This window comes from Paraburkholderia solitsugae, from assembly GCF_013177695.1.
GTDB lineage: Bacteria > Pseudomonadota > Gammaproteobacteria > Burkholderiales > Burkholderiaceae > Paraburkholderia > Paraburkholderia solitsugae.
In genome coordinates, this window is the sequence record NZ_WOEY01000143.1 from 1 (window position 1) to 20,778 (window position 20,778).

At 62.2% G+C, this 20,778-nt stretch carries 21 protein-coding genes; 10 read left to right on the top strand and 11 right to left on the bottom strand.

Annotated elements, in window-relative coordinates:
• Nucleotides 1-682: 682 nt before the first annotated feature.
• A complete protein-coding gene (locus GNZ12_RS36740; RefSeq protein WP_172316968.1) occupies nt 683-934 on the top strand; it encodes a hypothetical protein in 252 nt (83 codons plus the stop codon).
• Nucleotides 935-967: 33 nt separating this feature from the next.
• Here the strand turns inward: GNZ12_RS36740 and GNZ12_RS36745 are convergent, their stop codons facing one another.
• From GNZ12_RS36745 to GNZ12_RS36755, 3 genes are read right to left on the bottom strand one after another with little or no spacing between them, the layout of a single operon-like run.
• Nucleotides 968-1,903, bottom strand: coding sequence for a DMT family transporter (locus GNZ12_RS36745; RefSeq protein ID WP_172316970.1), 936 nt, complete (start codon nt 1,901-1,903; stop codon nt 968-970).
• Between the two features lie 44 nt (nt 1,904-1,947).
• A complete protein-coding gene (locus tag GNZ12_RS36750) occupies nt 1,948-3,348 on the bottom strand; it encodes an ATP-binding protein (protein WP_172316972.1) in 1,401 nt (466 codons plus the stop codon).
• Nucleotides 3,349-4,074 carry a response regulator gene (locus GNZ12_RS36755; protein ID WP_172316974.1) on the bottom strand — a complete coding sequence of 242 codons (726 nt, stop codon included), beginning with the start codon at nt 4,072-4,074 and terminating at the stop codon, nt 3,349-3,351. It lies immediately after the preceding gene.
• 221 nt (nt 4,075-4,295) lie between these two features.
• Here GNZ12_RS36755 and GNZ12_RS36760 point away from each other — a divergent pair, with 221 nt between their 5' ends.
• The 4 genes from GNZ12_RS36760 to GNZ12_RS36775 all read left to right on the top strand — a co-directional run bounded on the left by GNZ12_RS36760 (nt 4,296) and on the right by GNZ12_RS36775 (nt 7,577).
• A complete protein-coding gene (locus tag GNZ12_RS36760; RefSeq protein ID WP_172317004.1) occupies nt 4,296-5,012 on the top strand; it encodes a MipA/OmpV family protein in 717 nt (238 codons plus the stop codon).
• An 86-nt stretch (nt 5,013-5,098) separates the two neighbouring features.
• Nucleotides 5,099-6,277: an SDR family oxidoreductase gene (locus GNZ12_RS36765; RefSeq protein ID WP_172316976.1), complete on the top strand. Its 1,179-nt coding sequence runs from the start codon at nt 5,099-5,101 to the stop codon at nt 6,275-6,277.
• Between the two features lie 108 nt (nt 6,278-6,385).
• Entirely contained in the window at nt 6,386-7,138 is a 753-nt protein-coding gene (locus tag GNZ12_RS36770) for an IclR family transcriptional regulator domain-containing protein (RefSeq protein WP_172316978.1), read from the top strand.
• Between the two features lie 226 nt (nt 7,139-7,364).
• Complete coding sequence (locus tag GNZ12_RS36775; protein ID WP_097390618.1) at nt 7,365-7,577, top strand: hypothetical protein; 213 nt, start codon at nt 7,365-7,367, stop codon at nt 7,575-7,577.
• Nucleotides 7,578-7,730: 153 nt separating this feature from the next.
• Here GNZ12_RS36775 and GNZ12_RS36780 read toward each other — a convergent pair whose 3' ends face one another.
• Both GNZ12_RS36780 and GNZ12_RS36785 read right to left on the bottom strand, forming a co-directional pair.
• Entirely contained in the window at nt 7,731-8,009 is a 279-nt protein-coding gene (locus tag GNZ12_RS36780; protein WP_074281957.1) for a hypothetical protein, read from the bottom strand.
• 137 nt (nt 8,010-8,146) lie between these two features.
• Nucleotides 8,147-8,902: a Mut7-C ubiquitin/RNAse domain-containing protein gene (locus GNZ12_RS36785; RefSeq protein WP_172316981.1), complete on the bottom strand. Its 756-nt coding sequence runs from the start codon at nt 8,900-8,902 to the stop codon at nt 8,147-8,149.
• A 94-nt stretch (nt 8,903-8,996) separates the two neighbouring features.
• On the opposite strand from GNZ12_RS36785, the gene GNZ12_RS36790 reads away from it, so the two are divergent.
• Together GNZ12_RS36790 and GNZ12_RS36795 are read left to right on the top strand one after the other, a co-directional pair.
• A complete protein-coding gene (locus GNZ12_RS36790) occupies nt 8,997-9,866 on the top strand; it encodes an NAD(P)-dependent oxidoreductase (RefSeq protein ID WP_172316983.1) in 870 nt (289 codons plus the stop codon).
• Between the two features lie 84 nt (nt 9,867-9,950).
• A complete protein-coding gene (locus GNZ12_RS36795) occupies nt 9,951-10,586 on the top strand; it encodes a LysE family translocator (RefSeq protein ID WP_172316985.1) in 636 nt (211 codons plus the stop codon).
• Nucleotides 10,587-10,879: 293 nt separating this feature from the next.
• Here GNZ12_RS36795 and GNZ12_RS36800 read toward each other — a convergent pair whose 3' ends face one another.
• The 3 genes from GNZ12_RS36800 to GNZ12_RS36810 form a co-directional block, all read right to left on the bottom strand.
• Entirely contained in the window at nt 10,880-11,704 is an 825-nt protein-coding gene (locus tag GNZ12_RS36800; RefSeq protein ID WP_172316987.1) for an OmpW/AlkL family protein, read from the bottom strand.
• Between the two features lie 172 nt (nt 11,705-11,876).
• Complete coding sequence (locus GNZ12_RS36805; protein WP_172316989.1) at nt 11,877-13,133, bottom strand: DUF2957 domain-containing protein; 1,257 nt, start codon at nt 13,131-13,133, stop codon at nt 11,877-11,879.
• Nucleotides 13,134-13,233: 100 nt separating this feature from the next.
• Complete coding sequence (locus GNZ12_RS36810; protein WP_172316991.1) at nt 13,234-14,661, bottom strand: DUF2957 domain-containing protein; 1,428 nt, start codon at nt 14,659-14,661, stop codon at nt 13,234-13,236.
• Nucleotides 14,662-14,727: 66 nt separating this feature from the next.
• Between GNZ12_RS36810 and GNZ12_RS36815 the strand changes: the two genes are divergently transcribed.
• Nucleotides 14,728-15,036: a hypothetical protein gene (locus GNZ12_RS36815; protein ID WP_172316994.1), complete on the top strand. Its 309-nt coding sequence runs from the start codon at nt 14,728-14,730 to the stop codon at nt 15,034-15,036.
• 177 nt (nt 15,037-15,213) lie between these two features.
• Complete coding sequence (locus GNZ12_RS36820; protein WP_172313896.1) at nt 15,214-16,953, top strand: IS1634 family transposase; 1,740 nt, start codon at nt 15,214-15,216, stop codon at nt 16,951-16,953.
• Between the two features lie 147 nt (nt 16,954-17,100).
• Here GNZ12_RS36820 and argC read toward each other — a convergent pair whose 3' ends face one another.
• From argC to GNZ12_RS36835, 3 genes are all read right to left on the bottom strand, one after another.
• Nucleotides 17,101-18,048, bottom strand: coding sequence for an N-acetyl-gamma-glutamyl-phosphate reductase (gene argC, locus GNZ12_RS36825; protein WP_172316996.1), 948 nt, complete (start codon nt 18,046-18,048; stop codon nt 17,101-17,103).
• Nucleotides 18,049-18,335: 287 nt separating this feature from the next.
• On the bottom strand, nt 18,336-18,908 hold the full coding sequence (locus tag GNZ12_RS36830) for a flavodoxin family protein (protein WP_172316998.1): 573 nt from the start codon (nt 18,906-18,908) through the stop codon (nt 18,336-18,338).
• 188 nt (nt 18,909-19,096) lie between these two features.
• On the bottom strand, nt 19,097-19,699 hold the full coding sequence (locus tag GNZ12_RS36835; protein ID WP_172317000.1) for a YbhB/YbcL family Raf kinase inhibitor-like protein: 603 nt from the start codon (nt 19,697-19,699) through the stop codon (nt 19,097-19,099).
• A gap of 265 nt (nt 19,700-19,964) precedes the next feature.
• Here GNZ12_RS36835 and GNZ12_RS36840 point away from each other — a divergent pair, with 265 nt between their 5' ends.
• The gene (locus GNZ12_RS36840) at nt 19,965-20,654 is read left to right on the top strand and encodes a response regulator (RefSeq protein ID WP_172317002.1); all 690 of its coding nucleotides are present in this window, start codon (nt 19,965-19,967) and stop codon (nt 20,652-20,654) included.
• The last annotated feature ends 124 nt before the right edge of the window (nt 20,655-20,778 follow it).

Genomic DNA, 20,778 nt, shown 5'->3' on the forward strand with positions numbered 1-20,778 from the left:
GTATATATATGTAGTAATAGTTAACAAGGGTTAACCCCTTCTGTGGATAAGTCCTAAATTTCCCGTCACATCAATGTCATGCGAAATCCATAACCCTGCGGAACACATCTGTAGAAAAACTACAAAGCTGGGATAACTTTGATGGGGCAAGCCTCGCGCCCCGTCTTATCAAGATTTCGCACACAGGCTGTCCGATGAGCTGTCCCGAAGTTATTCATAGGCAATTGTGGATAACTTGCGCATCCGGCCGTTATACCGCCTAGTGGCGGCTCCGTCTTTTTCGTCGATGCCATCCGCTCGCCACCGTACAGACCTAGACCGTCCGGACGTGCACATTGAAGCCGGAAGGTACGAAGATTGCGGCGATGTTTTTGCAAGCGCAACTGTTGCTATTTAGTCAAAATCATTTCAGCAACGGCCTATCCAGGCATAAAGTTAAAGTGTTTTCTGAGGTTATTGGTGCAGTGCGGGGGTGTGCGATGAAACGTAGAACAGCACGACAGCTAGTCCGTCTTCTCTCGGATATCAGACATGCCAGCCACTGCACTACGCTGCGGGCGGCGGCCACTAACCGGGCCATATCGCTTGCATCCTCGGAGCATGATGACGATCGCACCGAGAGCGACGAAAGCAACGAGGCCGCACGCGAGGCGAGTCACGACAAGCCTGCCCGGAGCGGATCATGAGAGCCGCCAGCGAACAATCGCTGCGTTTTCTGGTCGAGAAATGGCTGGCGCCAGGGCCCTCGGTCCCGATTCACGTCACCGAATTCAGCCGCACCCGGCTTGGCGGCAGGCGTTATGTGCGCGTGGAGACGTCTCCAGAAGCAGGATCGCGCGGTCTCTTTTTCTTTCGTCACGACGACGGCTGCTGGTGTGTGTTTCCACCCACCGCTGATACACCCAAAATGTTCACGCAGCCGCGCGCTGCTTAGCAGAGGCGGCCACGCGGGCGACTGGCTCAGCCCTCACGCTTCATGAGGCAGGCGATCACGTTCGCTTTCGCGTCGCCGGGCGGGCATCACCTGGCACACGATCAAACCGGTGAGCATCAGCGCGCATCCAAATAGCGCGCGAGCCGACAGCGTTTCGCCGAGCACCAGCCATCCGGCGAGCGCGGCGAAAACGCCTTCCATGCTGAAGATCACTGCGGCATGCGACGGCGCCGCGTGCCTTTGCGCAACGACCTGAATCGTATAGGCGATACCCACTGACAGTGCACCGCCGTACAGAATCGTCGGCGCGGCGCGCTCGATCACCGCCAGACTGACCGGCTCGATCACGAGGCCGATGGCCAGACAGACGAGCCCGCAAGTCACGAACTGCACGAGTGCCAACATGAGTGTGTCGTGTCGCTGCGCGAAGCGGCCCACCAGCATCATCTGCACGGAAATCACCAACGCGCCGGTAAGCTGATACCAGTCGCCGTACAGGATCGAGAAGTGCTCGTTGACGCTCAGAAAGTACATGCCGAGCGCAGCGAGCGTCGCGCCGAGCCAGGTGCCGAATCCCGTTGGATGACGAAACAGCACACCCAGCAGCGGCACGATCACCACATACAACGAACTGATGAAGCCGGCGTTGGCGACCTTGGTGTACTGCAGGCCGATCTGCTGCAACGAAATCGATGCGGACAGCACGACGCCGAGCAGCACACCGGCACCGAGCAGCTCGCGTGCGCCGCCGGGTTCGCGCTTCGACAATTCCGCAAGCGCGGAGCGCCGCACGCAGACGATCATCGCCAGCACGACCAGCGCGCCGAGCAGGAAGCGCAGTCCGGTAAACAGAAACGGTCCGATCGTGTCGAGACTGAGGCGTTGCGCGACGAACGCGGAGCCCCAGATCATCGCCGCGATCAGCATGAGCAGGTTGGCGCGCAGGTGTTGGCGTGTGTCGGGTTTCAAAGGCTGTTTTTCGAATTCGGTTGTTTTAACAAGACGCTCGCGGTTTAACCGTGACGTACGGCGTCTCGCGGCACGGACTCCTTTGCCGGCACCGGCAATGGTAACGCGGGCAAGGTGATCACAAAACGCGCGCCACCCGATGCCGCTTCTTCGAGCCGCACGTCGCCACCATGAACCAGCGCGACGCGCCACACGATCGCGAGGCCAAGGCCGAAGCCGCCCGTGTGCCGGTCACGGCTAGCATCGAGCCGGTGAAACGGTTCGAATACACGGCCGCGCTCGGCAAGCGGAATACCGGGGCCGTCGTCTTCGACGATCAGCACTAGTGCGCCTGCCGCGCCGGCGGCCGCGCTCAGCGAAATCGCCTGCTGTGCGTAGCGGGTACTGTTGCGTAGCAGATTCAGCAGCGCGCGCGCGACCAGTTTGGGATCGCAGACATGATACGTGGGAGTACGGGCAATCGGCAAACGAGAAACCGGAGCGCGGGCGGCGGCGCCACCCGCAGCGGACATGCCCGCCGTGCTGACCGAGAGCGTCAGCGAGCGATCGGCGACATCGTTGGACATGCTCGCGGCCACGCTATCGAGCAACTCATCCACCGACACCTGCATCAGCACCAGATGCCCGTCGCCTTGTTCCAGGCGGCTCAAGGTCAGCAGTTCGGTGACGAGTTCGTCGAGTTCGCGCACGTCTTTGCGCAGCGCCATTTGCCGCTCACGCTGCCGCTCGGGCGATTCAGGCGACTGCAACAGCGCAAGTCCGAATTCGAGCCGCGCGAGCGGCGTCTTCAGTTCGTGGGAGATGCCGTGCATCATCTCGCGCTGATGCAGGATCGACGCTTCGATCTGCCGCGCCATTTCGTTGAATTGCTGCGATAACTCGTAGATGTTTGACTTCTTCGACAGCTGCGCGCGGGTCGACAGATTGCCGGAGCCGAACACACGCGCCGCGGCTTCCAGCTTGCGCAACTCGCGCCAGTGATAGTGCACCCACACGACCACAGAAAGCAGCGTGGCAAGCGCGAGCAACGCATACGCGAGTGCCTGAATCTCGACGGTGGTGGCCTCGCTGCGACGCGCATTGACGACGATGCCATCCGGCAGAGGCAGGTAGTAACTCGTAGTGTCGTCGTCCAACACCAGCTTGCCATCGCGCAACTCGCGCCATTGGCGCTTGCCGACCAGTGGCTCGACCGCGTCGATTGTCATCAACCTGAAGCCTTCGCTGCCGTGCTTTTTCAATTCCGCGAGCGCCGCGGCGCGTTCCGGGCCCGCGTGTCGTTGCAGATAATCCTCGAGTACGAATGCGTACGTACGGCCCGCGCCGCGCTCGGTTTGTGTGACGCGCTCATGGAAGAGTTGCGAGAATGAGGTGTTGATGAACGCAATGGTGAGGCCGCCACCGATCACAACGATCAGATACAGCCGGATCAGCGAGCGGAGCATTTATTCCTCCCACGCCGACGGGCTGAACAGATAGCCGCGGCCCCAGATCGTTTTGATTTTGTGCGGCTCAAGCGAGGCATCTTCGAAACGTCGACGCAGCCTTGAGATCCCGGCGTCGACGGTGCGATCGAGACCGTCGAATTCAATGCCGCGTAATTGCTTGAGAATGTCGTCGCGGCTCAGCACGGTGCCGGCGGCGCGCGCGAGGATCAGCAGCAGGTTGTATTCGGCGGTTTTCAGCTCGACTGGCTGGCCGCGCCAGCTTACCGCGCGATCGGGCGGAGCAATCACCAGTTCGCCGAAGACCAGCGTGCCGTCCTGTGTGGACGGTTCCACGCTTTCCGCCGGCTGCGCGCGCCGCAGCAAGGCACGGGCGCGTGCGACCAGCACGCGCGGCTCGATCGGCTTGATGACGTAGTCGTCGGCACCCGTTTCCAGTCCGGCGATCTGGTCGAACACGTCGACGCGCGCCGTCAGGATCAGCACCGGTACACGCGAAAAACTGCGAATGCGGCGGCAGACCTCCATGCCGTCCATGTTCGGCAGCATCAGGTCGAGAATCACCAGCGCCGGTTTGTGTTCGCGCACGGCGGCCACGGCCGTGTCGCCGCGCCGCACGATCGTCACGCTGAATTCATAGCTGTTCAGATATTCCCCGATCAACTGCGCGAGACGATCGTCGTCCTCGATCAGCAGCACGCTGGTTTTGAGGGGGGCTTCATTCATGTCGGTCTCCACTATCAGGCGCCGATTCTATCCGCGCGCACACGTGCCGGGTGCGCCGCGAACACTTGAACACAATTGCGCACACATTCCCCCAACTTCAGGACAGACGTGGCGAGGCGGCGTCCCTAGACTGCGTCTTCCATCCCAAATAAAAAGTCCTGATCGTGCGCAAATGCCTCTCTTATCTGTGTGTTCCGCTGTTTGGCCTGACCTGCTCGTCGATGGCCTATGCCGAGAATTTCTATCTATTTTCACTGGCTGGCGGCGTGGCGCCGCGCTATCAGGGCAGCCGTGATTACCGTCCGTTTGTGGCACCGCTGATCGCAGCAGAGTTCAGCAACGGCATCTTTCTGAGCCCGACGGATGGCCTCGGTTACAAGCACACCTTCGCCAACGGCCTGTTCGCATCGGCGGCGCTGAGCTACGACTTCGGCCGTACCGATAGCAATCGCGCCGATTTGCCAGGCTCCGACTACCTGAAGGGCATGGGCCGAATTCCCGGCTCGGTGATGGTGTCCGTTCAGGTTGGCGCGCATCTGTTTGGTCCGTCGACCATCAGCATCACGCTGGATCAGCCGGTGACGCATACGAGCCGCGGCACGAGCGGGCACGTCGATCTGACCGTGCCGGTGCTGCAAACCGTCGACAACGACATCAGCATCACGGGCAGCGTGCATGCCGGTAGCGGCCGCTATACGCAGACCTTTTTCGGCGTCACCGATGCGCAGGCGGCCGCGAGCCGCTTTCAGCCGTATGCGGTGAAAGGCGGTTTCGACAGCGCCAAGGTGTCGGCCGCCTGGACCTACAGTTTTTCGCCGCGTTGGTCGGTGCATACCGAAGGCGGCGTGACGCGGCTGCTCGGTGCGTCGGCAAACAGCCCGATCGTGCAGTCGAAGAACAACTACTTCGCGATCACCGCACTGACGTATCGCTATTGATGCTCGCGTTGATGCGCGTATTCATCGGTTATCCGAATCGACGTTCCGACGTTTCGACGATCTGACGTCCCTTCAAGGAGCTCGCGATGTTTGCATGGCAAACCCCTCTGTCCAATGCCTGGCAGGACAGCCTGGTATCGTCCGCGCGCGCGCAGGCGATTGGCGTCGACAGTTTGCTGCTGGCCGGTGCGACCGGTTTTATCGGCGGCAATCTGTTTGTGACCTTGATCAACGCAGGCCTCATCGAGCGGATGGTGTGCCTGGTGCGCGGTGCCAGCGTGGCCGATGCGCTCGCGCGGCTGCGCGCGTCGGCGGTGCGCTGCGGGCTGCCGCATTTTCGCGCCCAGCAAATCACTGAAGCCAACATCATGGTCGGCGAGCTCGGCAGCGCGTTTTCGGAGATCGATCTGGCGCGGCTCGCCAAGGCATCGCACGTGATCAACTGCGCCGCGCTTGCGTCGTTTTCGACGCATCCGCAGGTGCTCGACACGAATGTGCGCGACACTTTGCGCTTCGTATCGTGCTTTGTCGGTAGCAAAACGCTGCGGCGTTTTCTGCACGTGAGCACGGCGATGGCGTGCGGCACACAATGCGGCGCGAACGTGCAGGAATCTCCGTTTAGCTATGGCGAGACGCGCCACCTCGTGGCCTATACGCAAAGCAAACGCGAAGTGGAGCGTCTGTTGCGCAGCACGTATCCGCGCTTGCCGCTGGTCGTGGTGCGGCCGTCGATCGTGGTCGGCCATACGGTGCTTGGCACGCTGCCTTCGGCAAGCATCTTCTGGGTGTTTCGCGTGGTGCACGGCGCGCGGCGCTTCACGGCACGGGCAATGAACCGCCTCGACGTGGTGTCCGCCGACGACTGCGCGCGTGCGATCGCGCTGCTGGCGGTGAAGCCGTCACTGGCTTTCGATACGTATCACGTATCGGCGGGTGCCGAAGCGCCGACCATCGGTCAGATCATCAGCGCGATGGACGAAGCCACCGGCACCTCGGGCCGTCGCTATTCGATGTGCCGCGTGCGCGACTTCGGCAAGATCGCACGCGAGGTGGTGGGCCGCGACCGTTGCGGCAGTGGCCGCCTGATCGAACATGCATTGCGTTTATACGCTGGCTTCGCGGAGCTGGACTATACCTTCGACAACCGCCGTCTGCGTGACGAGATCGGCTTCGAGCCGCTGCCCTTCACGGACTACGTGAGCGAATGTGTGCGGACCTCGCGCGGGGTGGGAATCGTCGAGCAGATGCGCTGGGACTTCAAATAAGCCTCAGCGCCGGTTACATGGCGAGCGACTCGCGCGATAATCGCGCAACAGCCAACCGGCTCACGATACGACTGACCGACAGGGCCGACCGACTTTCAGGCAGACGCAATGGACGAGAAAGACTGGATCGCCGGCGCCGCGAAGGCGCTGGCGATCATCGAGGCATTCGACGAAGAGCACGCGCGCATGACGCCGACCATGGTGGCCGCCCGCGCCGGGCTCTCGCGCACGGCGGCGCGGCGCTATCTGTTGACGCTGCGCGAACTCGGCTACGTGGATACCGACGGCAAGCTGTTCTGGCTCGCGCCGCGCGTACTGCGGCTCGGTCAGTCGTATCTGGATTCAGCGCGCTTGCCGCGCACCGTACAGCCATTTCTTCAGCGCATCACCGCAACCGTGCAGGAAACCGCGCTGGTCGCGATTCTCGACGAACACGACGTGGTCTACGTCGCGCGCAACGGCGTGAACCGGGCGATGGCGGTCGGTTTTGTGCTCGGCTCGCGGGCGAGTGCGCCGTTGTCGTCGGCGGGTTTGATCCTGCTGGCCTTCCAGGCGCCGGAAAGCATCGAACAATGGCTCGCGTCCTATCCGATCAAGGTGTTCACGCCGCACACTTATTCGACCACCGAGCGCTTGCGCGAAGTGCTGAGCGAAATCCGCCGCGATGGCTATGTTGTCACCGATCAACAACTGGAACTGGGCATGCGCGGTGTCGCGGTGCCGTTGCGTGACCGGCATGGCTCGGTCGTGGCGGCGATCAGTGTGAGCATGCCGATCGGCCAGGAGTCGGCGAATGCTGCGCTGCACCGGGTGCTGCCGACCCTCCAGGAAACCGCCAGTTTGCTGCGAAATCTGGTCTAGAAGCGGGCCTAGGTAATCTCCCTGATACGGCATGCTTAACGAGTGAAAGCATATTGAAAGCAAGCTGTCTCGCGGAAAATACATATCGAGTTTTGCGCATGACAAACCGCCTACGCTGCGTAATACTCTCCCGCGGGGAGCGGTAAGGCGGCTCAAGCCTTGTCTGCTTCACCGTTCTGCTATTTCATTCACATTGACTCAGTCGTCCAGGTTTGGGGAACAACACATGAAAAAATTCATCGTCTCGCTCGCAGCCGCATCGATCGCGCTGGTCTCCGTTCAAGCTTTCGCACAGGCATCGGACGCAGCAGCGCCGGCCGCTGCAGCTAGCGCGCCGAAGAAGCACCACATCAAGAAGCTGAAGACGCACGGTAAGCGCGCTCCGGTTTCGGCAGCAGCTTCGGCAGCCGGCACGAACGACAAGGGCACGGCAAACTAAGCTTTCGCTTGGTTTCGTCGGGCGAACCCTGCCGGTTCTCTTCTGTGCGCCGCCAGTCGGCGAGTGCAGCGCAGTTCAGGTTAAATTCGCCAGCAAAAAGGCCAGAGCTTCTGCTCTGGCCTTTTTGTATGGGGCGACGGTTTTGGGCGGCGTTTAGCCCGCGAGACCGCGCTTGATGACCTCGTTCAGCAGTCCGGTCATGCCTTCCGGATGCGTGGCGGCCCGTTCTTTCAGTTCCGTGACCAGGTCGCCGTTCAGCTTGCAGGCGAACGCGACGAGGCCCTGCGCCTGGTCGAGCTTGCGCTGTTCGCGGCGATCGAGCTTCGGGTCGGCGGCAGCAGGTTTGCCAAAGCGGTCGGCGGTCGAAAGTTTCATTGCGCTGTTCAGCTTGAGCGCCTTGTTCTTTTCAAGGTCGGTTTTTTTCATCGCCATACGGAAGGCCTCTGCCAGATAAGTAATCCCGCATTGTACGCATCGCGCCGCGCGTCGAGCGAACGGCGGCGATTTCGCACCAAAGCGGCGATGGAACGGTGCTCAGACCACGCGGAGTCTGAGAAGCCGAACGGTGTTCAAGCGGGCCGTCCCGGCGCGGCTGCCACGCTGTCCATCAGCGCACGCATGCGTTGCCAGTGCGTGCCTTCCCAGAACACGCGCCGGCACACGTCGCAGGTCACGAACTGGTTATGCCGTTCCAGCACGCCATCGGGCGCCCGATTACCGACTTCATCTTTGGCGATACGCCGCAGCGGCGCATTGCACATCAGACACAAACGGAACGGCTGTGCGCTACCGGCCAGATCGAGCCGTTCAAACACTTCGCGCAATTGCTCGCGCGGCCGCAGCGTGCGCACGTAGCAGCCATGCGTGATGGTGCGGCGTTTCAATAGCTCACGGTCGCGCGTCAAGACGATGCGCTGTTGTGCGGCCGCGAGCGCTTCGATATCGGCGTCGGGATAGTGGTTGTCGTAGAGCGTGTCGAAGCCGGCCAGCCTTAGCAGCGGGGCGAGACCGCCAAGATGCGCATCGGCAATGAAACGCACCACGCGCAGCGGATGGGCGCGCACGCGCAATAGGGGCTGGATGTCGAGCGCTTCAAACTTCGGATAAACGGCGACGCGATCGCCGTCGGTCAGCGGATGATTGAAACCAACCGACTCACCGTTCACCAGGATCAGTTCGACTTCGGTATGCGGCACGCCGAGCACTTCGATCATATGTTTCGCGGTGGCGCCGTGCGCGCAGGCGTAGCTGAACGCGCGCCGGCGCAGCGGCCGGGCGAGAAAATCGTTCAGCTCCTCATAGAAGCGGAATGTCGCGGTGACCATCGCACCAGTATCGCACCGTGTTTAATTGCGCGCTGTCCTGCAGGTGTCGCATGGGTGTGCTTTACTTCCAGTTCCTTAGAAGATGGAGCGACAGATGGACATCGGTTTTATCGGTCTCGGCGAGATGGGCGCCGCGATGGTTGCAAACATTTTGAAAGCCGGGCATCAGGTGCGCGTGTGGAACCGCTCGCCGGAACGCGCGCAGCCGCTCGCCGACGCAGGTGCGCGGATCGTTGCGACGCCTGCTGAAGCGTTTGCGGGCGATGCCGTGTTCTCGATGCTCGCCGACGACACCGCGTTGCGCGAAGTCATCACTGCGCCGCTGCTGGAACACGCCCCGCGCGGCTTGATCCACGTGAACATGGCGACGATCTCGGTGGCGCTGGCCGAAGAACTGGCGACGGCGCATGCCTCGCGCGGCGTCCATTACGTCGCCGCACCGGTGATGGGGCGGCCCGACGTCGCGGCGGCGGGCAAGCTGACGATCGTGGCGGGCGGCCCGGCCGAGTCGATTGACCGTGTGCAGCCCATTTTCGACGCAATCGGCCAGAAAACCTGGCGCATCGGTTCGCTGCCGCAGCAGGCGAACGTGATGAAACTCGCGGCTAACTTCATGTTGGGCGCGGCCGTCGAGACGCTCGGCGAGGCGGCGACACTGGTGACCGGCCACGGCCTCGCGATGCAGGATTTTCTCGACGTCATCACGAGCGGCCTGTTCCCGGGCCCGGTCTATTCGGGCTACGGCAAGCTGATCGCGGAGCAGCGCTACGAGCCGGCGCTGTTCAAGGCGCGTCTCGGACTGAAGGACTTGCGTCTTGCTCTGGCGGCCGCTGAAGCGGTCAATACGCCGTTGCCGATCGCAAGCGTGGTGCGCGACAGCCTGATCGAAGCCGTGGCGCATGGCGACGGCGAGAAAGATTTCGCGGTGCTGGGGCAGGTGGCAGCACGGCGGGCAGGGCGCTAAACGGGGGAGCGGGTGCTTGCGGGCGCTTGCTTTAAAGTGCGGGCGGGCATAATAGCTGCCCGATCCTTTTCTGCGTCGATTCCAATGAATCTGCATACCTGGTGGTTGTTCGCCGCCACTGTTTTCGTCGTTTCCGCGATTCCCGGTCCGAACATGCTGCTGGTGATGACGCACGGCGCCCAGCACGGGCTCCGCCGTTCCAGCGCGACGATGGCCGGCTGCCTGTCGGCACTGGTGCTGATGCTGGCGGTGTCGGCGGCGGGCCTCGGCGTGTTTCTCGAGGCGTGGCCGGCGATGTTCAACGCACTGCGGATGATTGGCGCGGCTTACCTCGTCTATCTGGGCATCAAGGCCTGGCGGGCGCCGGCTGATGAAGGCGTTGCCGGCGCGGTCGACGAACTGTCCGCCAAGCCGGTGCGCTCGCGCTTCGCCCTGTTCCGCAACGGCTTCCTGGTGGCAGGCAGCAACCCGAAAGCCATCCTGTTCGCCGCAGCGTTGCTACCCCAATTCATCGACGCCGCGCAGCCCAAGCTGCCGCAGTTCGGTGTGCTCGTCGCTACCTTCGCCGTTATCGAGGTGAGCTGGTATCTGGTGTACGCGGGTTTCGGCACGCGAATCGGGGCCAGGTTGAAGAGCCGCAGCGTCGCCAGAATGTTCAATCGTCTGACGGGCGGGGTGTTCGTCGGCTTCGGCGCGATGATGGCGCTGGTGCGCCATTAGGCGGACGGCGAACGGCGCGTGGCAATCAATGCCGTTCGCGGAACGCTGCGAGAATTGTAGTGCGGATACAAAACCGAGGGTCAACCCTAATTTGAATGTTGCGCCGCACCAAACCATTTGCTATAGTTCGTCTTGTCTCCTCCATGTCTCCTCTGATATGGATTCAGCCCGCCCACTTAGGCGGGCTTTTTTTTGACCTGAATTTCCAGCGTTCTCCAGAAAGGATAAAGCCGGCTGACCCCTTTCGCAGGGCCGCCGGCTTTGCCGCATCTGGCGTCGAACTTAGAACCCGGTCAGAACTTATACGAGACGGCCAGGAACGAAATGATTGGATCTGCAGACAGCTCGGCCTTTGAGACGCCCAGTTCCGTTCCGTCCGCCGCCTTGATGATGACCGACGAGGTGGTCTTCAGCGGAATGTACGTGACCGACGCCACAAGGCCCCAGTGGTCGGTGATGTTGTACGCGAGACCTGCATTGAACACCGGTTGCCAGGACGACGAAGCCTTCGCCGACACCTGCGTCTGCCCCGGCTTGCCCGCGCCGGCTGCCAGCACCGAGCCGAGATTGTTTTGCGTCGCGGTCACGAAGTTCTGGCTCAGCTGAACGTCGGAGAACCAGTTATACGACACGCCGATACCCACGAACGGCCTGAAATGGGCCGTCGGCGCATTGAAGTAGTACTGGAACAGCAGCGCCGGGCTCCACTGGCGCACGCTCTTCACGATCGGATTGGCCTGCGGATCGCCCAGATCCTGCTGGCCGAGTGCGCCTGCCGGTCCCGGCGGCTTGACCGTGCCGTGCCCGTAGAGCTTGAAAACCGGCGGTACGCCCGCCACTGTCGACACGGCGATGTGATCGGTGATGTAGTGGCTGAAGACGAGGCCGACGGTATCGGCTTTACTGGTCGACAGGCCCGTGCCGGACGAAGTGAACGAACTCGGCAGACGCAGCGGCGTATTGATTGGCGTCGGCGCGACCGTGGTGGTGAGCGGCGTGCTCGAATCCTGCGGCATCACGTGGAACCAGCCGAGCACGGCGACGTTGTCGCCCGCATGCTGGGCGTGCGCACTGACTGACAGGCAGGCAGCCAGTATCGCGAAAAAGATTTTTTTCATGTTGTTCCTCCTGAGGCGCGCGTTGCGTTCATCGCGCACGGCGAGCGGCGGCGGGTTAGCTGTTCGGCCGGTGCGCTGGATACGCGCTGAACGCCGGCTGCCGCGCGGTTACCCTGCGCAGCAGCCGGGACGCGAACGCCTCGCTGCGTGTTGGCGACGCGTGCTGCGTCCATTACTGGACGAAGGCGCCAATCGTGAAGTACGGCGAGGCCGCGTTGGTCAGATCGAGGTAGCCGAACACGCCACCCGTGAAGATCATCTTTCCGGTCGGCGTGGTGCCCGTCGAGGCGCCCACTTGCGTCGTCGTGACAACACCCGGCACGGTCTGCGTGAAGGCCAGATTCAGCGCCGTCGCAAGCGATGCCTGCGATGCATTGAACGGATCGAGCAGCGTGGCCTCGGTGCCTTCGAGCGCCGTGGTGCGATAGTCGAACTGGCTATCCACACCGATGTACTCACCGTTCTGCGAGTTCACCGCGATCGAGCTTTGCGGCGCCAGAATCGAGATGCCCGATTCATCGTCCGCATACGGTCCGACAGAGCCGTTCACCGGCGTCGTCACCGACGAGTCCGCTGCGCCGGTGCGTACCAGAATCGGCACCAGTTGGTTGCGCAGCTTGCCGACGATGACGTAGCCGCGCGCCTTGGGCGTCGTGGCGAGCGTCGGTTTGGCCTGACCGAGGAAGTTGTCGGTTTCGAACGCGCCGCTACCGTCAGACGACTGTACGAGGTTCGTACCCGGCTGCTGGCACGTGCCCGCGTTGACGCCGGAGTTGTCGCACTCGGTCCACGTGCCGTCCGCGTTGATCGTGATCTTCGAATCGACCACGACCGGTGCGAAGTTCTGCGACGGAACCTGGTGATAGCCGACCTGGTTGTAGGTGCCGGCCACATTCGCGATGTTCGTTTCAATCGACGAGAAGCCGATGAACGGGTAGTACGGGAACGTGGTATCGGGCACCGCGCCTACGCCGAGAATCCCTGCGAAGGAGATTTCCGCCCCCGGAATCGTGCCGCCGGCGACGCCTTCGCCGACGAAAATCCGCGCCGGACGATTCGGGTCGAGGCTCGCGCCGTTCAGGCGGAAGGCGCACTGATTGAGCTTGCTGGTCGGCAGCAGGGTTTCCTGAGTCAGGGTGCCGCTTGCTGTCTGGCCGGCGCGTGTCGGCATGACGGTGCCGGTGTTCGCCGGGATCGGCGATTCGATGTAGTTGATTTGCCACGTCATCTTGGTCGTGTCCAACTGCAGCTTGACCAGTTCGCCGTCACCACCGCCGCCCGTGAACACGGTGCTGTAGTCGAGCGATGAAGGACACAGCCTAACTTCCGTTAACGGTCCATCGCCGTTGCTGCTGCCACTACCGCTACCACCGCACGCCCCCAGCAACGGTGCTGCAAGAGCGAGCACCGAAAGGATTCTCCATTTCATACCGCCTCCAGAATTTTCTCGTTGTGAGTGGCCGGCTCCCTGTCCTGCCACCTCTTGCTCTATTTATGTCTCGTACTGCGAACTGCTGATGCTTCGGTCCTTATTTGCTGATCTGTGCTCCGATGCCGAAGTAGGGGGCGCTGGAGGCCGTGCTGCTGAGTTGCGACGTCGGTGCAACGCCTCCGTTAACCGTGCCTTGAATCTCGATCGCGTACAGGCCGCCTGAGGCGATCGCGAAACCGGTCTGGCCGTTCGCTTGCTGGACGCCGACCAGTCCGGGGCTCGGCAGACCGTAGCCCAGGCCGAAGCCGTCTTCCGCTGCGGAAGTCGACGGGTTGATAAAGGTGCCCACACCACCCTGGATCAACGTCGCGGTGGATTTGAAGTTCGAATCCGCGCCAACGTAGCCGCCGTCGAAGCCGCCGGATGCGAGCGGCGTGGCTGCCGCGAGCATGGCGATGCCGGATTCGTCGTCAACCTTGGCGTCGAGATGCAGCGGCGCCGTGCCGAGATTCACGAGGCCAGTGCGGACAACGAGCGGCACCGTTGCGCCGTTGACCTGGCCGAGGATCATGTGCGCCGGAGCCACGGAACCGCTTGTCCCAGTCGGCAGCGCCAGTTGAGTCCCGATCTGCGGCGTGTTTTGACTGTCGAAGTAGCCGCTGCTGTTGAGTGTCCAGGCGGTGCCGGTCGTCAGGCAGCCGCTTGCACTCGGGTGAAACGCTGCGTTGGCCGGATTGGAGCCGGTGCAATTGCCGCTCGCGTCGAAAGTCTCAACCGTATTGGTCGCTGTCGCCGCATAAGAGCCCGACGGCACGAGATGGTAGAGCAGGCCGTTGTAGGTGCCGGGCAACTTCGTGATGTCCGTCGTCGTGGTGGCAAACCCGAGGAACGGATAGAAATCGAAATGCCGCGCGGGAACGGCGCCGATGTTCTCCAGGCCGGGCAACGGGGCAATAGTCAGGCCGTCGTACTCGACGTTCGCGCCCGGAATTCCGCCGCCGGCCACGCCTTGGCCGACGAGGATCATCGGTGGATTGGGGTTGTTGGTGAAATCGGGTGTCGTATAGGGCTGACCGTCACCGACGCCGGTGCCGGTGCCCGCGCCGAGGATGAAAGCGCAGCGCGTCTGTTCGGCGGTCGGCAGTGCGCCGGTCGGCGGGTGGATCACCGCGCCCGTGATCTGCGTACCCGCGCGCGTCGGCGTGACCTGACCTGTGCGCAACGGAATCGGCGACTCAAGCCACTTCAGCGTGTACGTCATCGCAGTCGCGTCGATGTTCACCTGAACGATTTCGCCACTACCCGCGCCACCGAAATAGGTCGTTTTAACGATGTCGGCGGTAGCCGGACATAGCGGGGCCGCGCTCGCGCTCGAAGTCGGCGGACCTTGCACGCCGCAACTCGATCCCGAGCATTGCGGTGCACTGATCGCGCCCGGATCGCTGGCCTTGCCGCCACCGCAAGCGATGAGGAATGGGGCCGTGGCAATGGCCATCGCCAGGCCTCGAGTAATGGCGTACGACATGCTGCTGTCTCCCTTCCTGTAATTGTGCGAACTAATTTCGCTGCGCGGTTAATGCCTGTCAATTGAATGAGCCGTCTAAAAAGGCCGATTCAAACAGCGAAATTTTTGCGGGACGCACCCTGTGTGGGGCTTGGCGGCCCTTTTAAACAAAAAAGGAATTTTGGCTTCGACAGCAGCATCGTTGCTTCCCCGCACGCCCTTACCAGGCAAGCGTTCCAGCAAAATGGCTCTATCATCTTCGAACGACCGTTCGAGAAAAAATCCGGAGTTTCCCTATGCGGGAAACTATGCTGCGCGGGTCAATCCAGGCATGAATTACCGGTGCTTGATGAGCAGTCCGATTTTTATTTTTTAAGTAATGCGGGCTACTACTGATTAATTGCGAAAGAGGGAATTCTGATAGCGGGCTTTTTTAAACCCAGCTTTAGCTTCTGAAATTGCTGGAACCCGCATCAGTTGTAGGGTTCGGCAATTTTTTAGTAGTCCTATGTAGCCATGTAATTCACATTATCACCTTGATTTTTCGCGCATGCTTTGCTTTTATTCGTGTTCATGTACATCGAACACGTCCCCAACCGCAACTCGCCACCCGCAATCCTGCTGCGCGAGTCCTATCGTGACGGCAACAAGGTCAGGAAGCGCACCCTGGCCAACCTCTCGTCGCTTCCCGCCGAGGTAATCGAGGGCTTGAAGGTCCTGCTACGCGGCGGTGTCGCCGTATCCTCGGTCGATGATGCCTTCGTGATCGAGCGCAGCCTGCCGCACGGGCATGTGGCCGCGGTGCTCGGCGCGGCGCGCGCCTGCGGCGCCGAGCAGTGGTTCGCCACCGCACCCGCCGCGGTGCGCTCGGTGGTCATGGCGCTGCTGGTGGCGCGGGTGGTGTCGCCCGCCTCCAAGCTCGCCACCCATCGCATGTTGCGCGACGAGACCGCGACCCACTCGCTGTCGCGGCTGCTGGAGCTGGGGGAAGTCGACCTCGAGCAGGTCTATGCCGCCCTCGACTGGCTGGGAGAGGCTCAGGCGGGCATCGAGAAGCGCCTCGCCCGCCAGCATCTGGCCGGTAGTACGCTGGTGCTCTACGACCTCACTTCGACATGGGTGACCGGACGCTGCTGCGAGCTCGCGGCGCACGGCTACAGCCGCGATGGCAAGCGTGACGACCCGCAGATCGTGTTCGGGCTGGTCTGCACGTCTGAGGGCATCCCGGTGGCGGTCGAAGTCTTCGCCGGCAACACCGCCGATCCCGCGACCGTAGCATCTCAGGTGGAGAAGCTCAAAGACCGTTACGGGATCGACAAGCTCGCCTGGGTGGGCGACCGGGGCATGCTCACGCAGGCACGTATCGACACGGTGTTGCGCCCGGCCGGGCTGGACTGGGTGAGCAGCCTGCGCGCGCCGCAGATGGCCGCGCTCGCCCAGGAGACGGGACCCTTCCAGCCGTCGCTGTTCGATGAGCGCAACCTGCTTGAGATGACGAGTGACGCGTTCCCCGGCGAGCGGCTCATCGTGTGTCGCAATCCGCTGTTGGCCGAGGAGCGCAGCCGCAAACGCGAGGCGCTGCTGCAGGCCACCGAAGCAGAGCTGATGAAGATAGCCGAAGCGACCTCGCGCGTGCGCAACCGGCTCAAGGGTACCGAAGCGATTGCCTTGCGCGTGGGCCGGGTCATCGATCACTTCAAGATGGCCAAGCACTTCGAGTTGAGCATCACCGACACGAGCTTTAGCTGGGAGCGCAAGACGGTGCAGATCCAGCAGGAGGCAGCACTTGATGGTCTGTATGTGGTGCGTACGAGTCTGCCGGCAGCGGCTCTGTCAGCCGAGGCGGCCGTGACGGCCTACAAGGGCCTGGCAGTCGTGGAGCGGGCCTTCCGTTCGCTCAAGACGGTCGACCTGCAGGTGCGTCCGGTATTCCATTGGAACGCCGGGCGCGTGCGCGCGCATGTCTTTCTGTGCATGCTCGCTTACTACGTCGAGTGGCACATGCGCGAGAAGTTAAAGCCGATGCTGTTTGACGATGAATATGTCGAGCAGGCGCGCGCTAGCCGCGCGTCGCCGGTGGCCAAGGCACGACGTTCGGACCAGGCGAAAGCTAAGGACGCGACCAGGCTTGGCGAGGACGGCTTGCCGGTCCATAGCTTCCGCACCTTGCTCGATGATCTGGCCACGCTCGCGTACAACGTCTGTCATACGCCACTCAATCCGGATGCCAGGCTCGTCATGACGACGCGGCCCACGCCCATTCAGGAAAAAGCCTTCCGCCTCCTGAACGTTAACCCCGCCTGTACCCAGTAACCATCCCGCCTTCGCACGCATAACAGCGCGAAATCAATAGCTTATGTTTCGGCCTGGTCAAAGTTCGGTTTAAACAAAAAAGCCGGTCTTTGCAGACCGGCTTTTCGGCAGATTGACGGTGAATTGCCGTCTGTCGCTCTCACTTGCTCAGCGTTTCAAGCCGGCTTCTTCGTCGGCGCCGATCGCGAGGTTCATGCACTGGATTGCTGCGCCCGATGCGCCCTTGCCCAGGTTATCGAGGCGCGCGACGGCCACGAAGCGCTCTTCGTTGCCGAACACGAACAGGTCGACACGGTTGGTGTCGTTGTTCGCCTGTACGTCGAAGAAGCCGCTGTCGAGGTTCGCTTCCGCATCGAACGGCGCGACGTGAACGAAGGCCTCACCCGCGTAGTACTCGGCGAACAGCGCCTGTACGTCTTGCGGCGTAGCCTTCTTGGCCAGCTGATTCGGCGAGAAGAACGTGGTGACCGCGAGACCCTTGTAGAAGTCGCCGACCATCGGCGTGAACACCGGTGCCGACTTCAGACCCGTATGCGCCGCCATTTCCGGCAGGTGCTTGTGCGTGAGGCCGAGTGCGTACGGGCGCGGGCTCTTGAGCCTGTCATTGCCGCCCGCTTCGTAGTCGGCAATCATCTTCTTGCCACCGCCGCTGTAGCCGGTGATCGAGTAGGCGTGCGCGGCGAACTCCGGCGCCACCACGCCGGCTTCGACGAGCGGACGCATGGCCAGCACGAAGGCTGATGCATGGCAGCCCGGCACGGCGATGCGCTTCGCGGTGCGCAGACGCTCGCGTTGCGAGTGGGCCAGTTCGGGCAGGCCGTAGGCCCAGTCCGCCGACGTGCGGAAGGCGGTGCTGGCATCGATCAGGACGGTGTGGTCATTCGCGACCAGCGAGGCCGACTCGCGCGAGGCGACGTCCGGCAGGCACAGGAACGTGACGTCCGATGCGTTGATGAGACGACGGCGCTCTTCGAGGTCCTTGCGCTTCGCTTCCTCGATACGCAGGATCTCCACGTCGGCGCGCTGCGACAGGTACTCGAAAATCTTCAGGCCGGTCGTACCTTCCTGTCCGTCGACAAAAACTTTCGTGCTCATCTCGATCTCACTGGCTTGCTGGAAACGGGGCGCGACACCGCGCCGGAACGCTATTTTAAGACCTGATAGCGGCGGACGTGCAAAACGGGGTGAAAAAACGACGATGCGCGCCGAAAGTGACATCGGCGTGACTGGTTACGTGACAGATGCCAGCCGATGCAAGGGGGTTCCGGACAGATTGGCGGCGCTTGCCAACGGACGCGCTTCGCATTGTGAGGAGCGCGGCTTGCGCTTTGAGCGCGCGCGGCAGGGCCTCGGCTTCCCTGCGCGAGCCGTGGGACAGCGCGTTATTGAGCCCCCGCGATCCACCGCGCTGTCACGCCAGCGATGCGCATGCCGAACATCCGGGCCGTTTCCAGATCGCCCGCGGGCGGCGCTTCTTCCGGAGACGCATCCGCCGGGGACTGCGTCAGCAGACCCGTAAAGCCGCCCACGTAGTTCAGGTCGTTGCGGGTCGCCGCCTTGGTGTTGGACGGCATCATGCCGGTGCCGGCCCAGATCATGCTGTGTTGCATCGCCAGCGTGACGAGGTATTGAATCGTCGAGAACTTGTCACCATTCATGGCGGCCGAATTGGTGAAGCCGGCCGCGATCTTGTCCTTCCACGCCTGGCTGAACCACGGTTTCGAACTCGCGTCGGCGAATTTCTTGAAGTCGGCGGAGGGCCCGCCCATGTAGGTTGGCGCGCCGAAGATGATGGCGTCGGCGGCCGCCAGTTCTGCCCAGGACGCGTCGTCGATCTCGCCGACCGGCATGAGTTTCGCGTCCGCGCCCGCCTCGAGCGTGCCGGCCAGCACGGCCTCGGCGACTTTCTTCGTGTGGCCGTAGCCGCTGTGATAAACGATGACGATCTTCGACATGGCACTCTCCGGCAAGATGAAATAGCAGCGTAAGCACGGCAACGGTGCGCGCATGCAGCGATGCGGCCTCGACAAGCATCGCTTACGCCGCTCCGTTGCACCTTAGCGTGCGCGGATGACAGAAATTCCGCGGCGGCGGCAATGCGATGCAAGCCATGCGCCCATTAGCGTGATTTCGACGGGCGCCGCTACCGTCCGTAATTGACCACCATCCGCGCACTGCCGAGCGTGGCGGTACCGATCTCGTGATCGAACATGAGCGCCGGGCGTCCCTGCGCGAGGCGCAGGTCGGCGGAACTCAGTGCGTAAACGGTGATGACGTAGCGATGAGGTTTGCCGGGCGGCGGGCAGGGGCCACCGTAGCCGTCGATATCGAAATCGTTGCGCCCTTCGACCGCGCCGAGTTTCTTCAGGAAGCCCGACGCGCTGGCGTTCTCCGGCAAGCTGTCGATGGTGGCCGGAATGGCCGCAACCGCCCAGTGCCACCAGCCGCGGCCGGGCGCATCCGGATCGAACACCGTGACCGCGAAACTGCGCGTGCCGGCCGGCGCATCGTGCCACGTCAATTGCGGCGAGTGATTGCCGCCTTTGCAGTCGTCCTGATCGAAAACCTGAGCCGCATCCACGGTACCTCCCGCATGGAAACTGGCGCTGGTCAGCGTGAACACACCTTCAGCGAGCGCGGGCGTGCCATGGGCCGCCAATAGCGCGAGACCCAGCATCGCGCAGGTGAGGGACGGCATACAGCGGAACGGCGAAGCAAGCGAAACAACCAGGCAACGCGAGCGCATGTGCCGGTTCTCCTGTCAGGGCGCGAGGCGGTTGTCCTCGTGAGGATTATTGTCCCTATTTTGTGCCCCAAGGTCGAATCAAGTCTAACATTCGCTTTGCGACGGATCATTGTTACCGCCAGCGGGCTGGGTGGGCGCGAAATCGGCTATAGTCGGAGGAATTGTCCGCGCGAATACAGACCGCGTACCCGATCAGTTCAAGTACCAAGAATAGCAAGGCATGTCAGAAGTTTTGGAGAGTGGTTTATCTGTCGAGGGGAGGGCAATGCAAGATCCAGTCAGGGTCGTGGTCGCTGACGACCATCCGGTGATTCTGTTCGGCGCCGAACAGGCTTTGCTCAAGTTTCCAGGTTTGCAGGTCGTCGCGCGCGCGCGACAGTCAACCGAACTGGTCAAGGTGCTGCAGACCGTCGCGTGCGATGTGCTCGTCACGGATCTGGCCATGCCAGGCGGCCAATACGGCGACGGTTTGCCGCTGATCGGCTATCTGCGCCGCAATTTTCCCGACCTTCCCATCGTCGTGCTGACGATGCTGGAAAACGCCGCGTTGCTCAAGCGGCTGAGCGAACTCGGCGTGACTTCGGTCGTCAACAAATCGGACGATCTGAGCCATATCGGGCTCGCGGTGCAGCACGTCAGTCGCAACCTGGAATACATGAGCCCGTCGGTCAAGGCGTCGCTCGATACGCTGCGCATGAATGCCGGCGGCAAGGACGAAGAAGTGATGCTGTCGCGGCGCGAACTCGAGGTGGTGCGCCTGTTCGTCTCGGGCATGACGATCAAGGAGATCGCGGAGCAACTCAATCGCAGCATCAAGACGATCAGCACGCAGAAGAATACGGCGATGCGCAAGCTCGGCATCGATCGCGATTCCGAGTTGTTCCAGTACGCGCAGAGCAACGGCTTGCTGAATCTGTCGTCGCATTCGGTCGACGGTACCGGCGGCGCGTCCTAGCCCCAGCTTTAGCTTCTGAAATTGCTGGAACCCGCATCAGTTGTAGGGTTCGGCAATTTTTTAGTAGTCCTATGTAGCCATGTAATTCACATTATCACCTTGATTTTTCGCGCATGCTTTGCTT

What these genes read in the sequence shown, in the direction of transcription:
- GNZ12_RS36740 (WP_172316968.1), top strand. Translation starts at nt 683, where the DNA reads ATGAGAGCCGCCAGCGAACAATCGCTGCGTTTTCTGGTCGAGAAATGG.
- GNZ12_RS36750 (WP_172316972.1), bottom strand. Translation starts at nt 3,348, where the DNA reads ATGCTCCGCTCGCTGATCCGGCTGTATCTGATCGTTGTGATCGGTGGC.
- GNZ12_RS36755 (WP_172316974.1), bottom strand. Translation starts at nt 4,074, where the DNA reads ATGAATGAAGCCCCCCTCAAAACCAGCGTGCTGCTGATCGAGGACGAC.
- GNZ12_RS36760 (WP_172317004.1), top strand. Translation starts at nt 4,296, where the DNA reads ATGGCCTATGCCGAGAATTTCTATCTATTTTCACTGGCTGGCGGCGTG.
- GNZ12_RS36765 (WP_172316976.1), top strand. Translation starts at nt 5,099, where the DNA reads ATGTTTGCATGGCAAACCCCTCTGTCCAATGCCTGGCAGGACAGCCTG.
- GNZ12_RS36770 (WP_172316978.1), top strand. Translation starts at nt 6,386, where the DNA reads ATGGACGAGAAAGACTGGATCGCCGGCGCCGCGAAGGCGCTGGCGATC.
- GNZ12_RS36775 (WP_097390618.1), top strand. Translation starts at nt 7,365, where the DNA reads ATGAAAAAATTCATCGTCTCGCTCGCAGCCGCATCGATCGCGCTGGTC.
- GNZ12_RS36780 (WP_074281957.1), bottom strand. Translation starts at nt 8,009, where the DNA reads ATGGCGATGAAAAAAACCGACCTTGAAAAGAACAAGGCGCTCAAGCTG.
- GNZ12_RS36785 (WP_172316981.1), bottom strand. Translation starts at nt 8,902, where the DNA reads ATGGTCACCGCGACATTCCGCTTCTATGAGGAGCTGAACGATTTTCTC.
- GNZ12_RS36790 (WP_172316983.1), top strand. Translation starts at nt 8,997, where the DNA reads ATGGACATCGGTTTTATCGGTCTCGGCGAGATGGGCGCCGCGATGGTT.
- GNZ12_RS36795 (WP_172316985.1), top strand. Translation starts at nt 9,951, where the DNA reads ATGAATCTGCATACCTGGTGGTTGTTCGCCGCCACTGTTTTCGTCGTT.
- GNZ12_RS36800 (WP_172316987.1), bottom strand. Translation starts at nt 11,704, where the DNA reads ATGAAAAAAATCTTTTTCGCGATACTGGCTGCCTGCCTGTCAGTCAGT.
- GNZ12_RS36805 (WP_172316989.1), bottom strand. Translation starts at nt 13,133, where the DNA reads ATGAAATGGAGAATCCTTTCGGTGCTCGCTCTTGCAGCACCGTTGCTG.
- GNZ12_RS36810 (WP_172316991.1), bottom strand. Translation starts at nt 14,661, where the DNA reads ATGTCGTACGCCATTACTCGAGGCCTGGCGATGGCCATTGCCACGGCC.
- GNZ12_RS36815 (WP_172316994.1), top strand. Translation starts at nt 14,728, where the DNA reads ATGAGCCGTCTAAAAAGGCCGATTCAAACAGCGAAATTTTTGCGGGAC.
- GNZ12_RS36820 (WP_172313896.1), top strand. Translation starts at nt 15,214, where the DNA reads ATGTACATCGAACACGTCCCCAACCGCAACTCGCCACCCGCAATCCTG.
- argC (WP_172316996.1), bottom strand. Translation starts at nt 18,048, where the DNA reads ATGAGCACGAAAGTTTTTGTCGACGGACAGGAAGGTACGACCGGCCTG.
- GNZ12_RS36830 (WP_172316998.1), bottom strand. Translation starts at nt 18,908, where the DNA reads ATGTCGAAGATCGTCATCGTTTATCACAGCGGCTACGGCCACACGAAG.
- GNZ12_RS36835 (WP_172317000.1), bottom strand. Translation starts at nt 19,699, where the DNA reads ATGCGCTCGCGTTGCCTGGTTGTTTCGCTTGCTTCGCCGTTCCGCTGT.
- GNZ12_RS36840 (WP_172317002.1), top strand. Translation starts at nt 19,965, where the DNA reads ATGCAAGATCCAGTCAGGGTCGTGGTCGCTGACGACCATCCGGTGATT.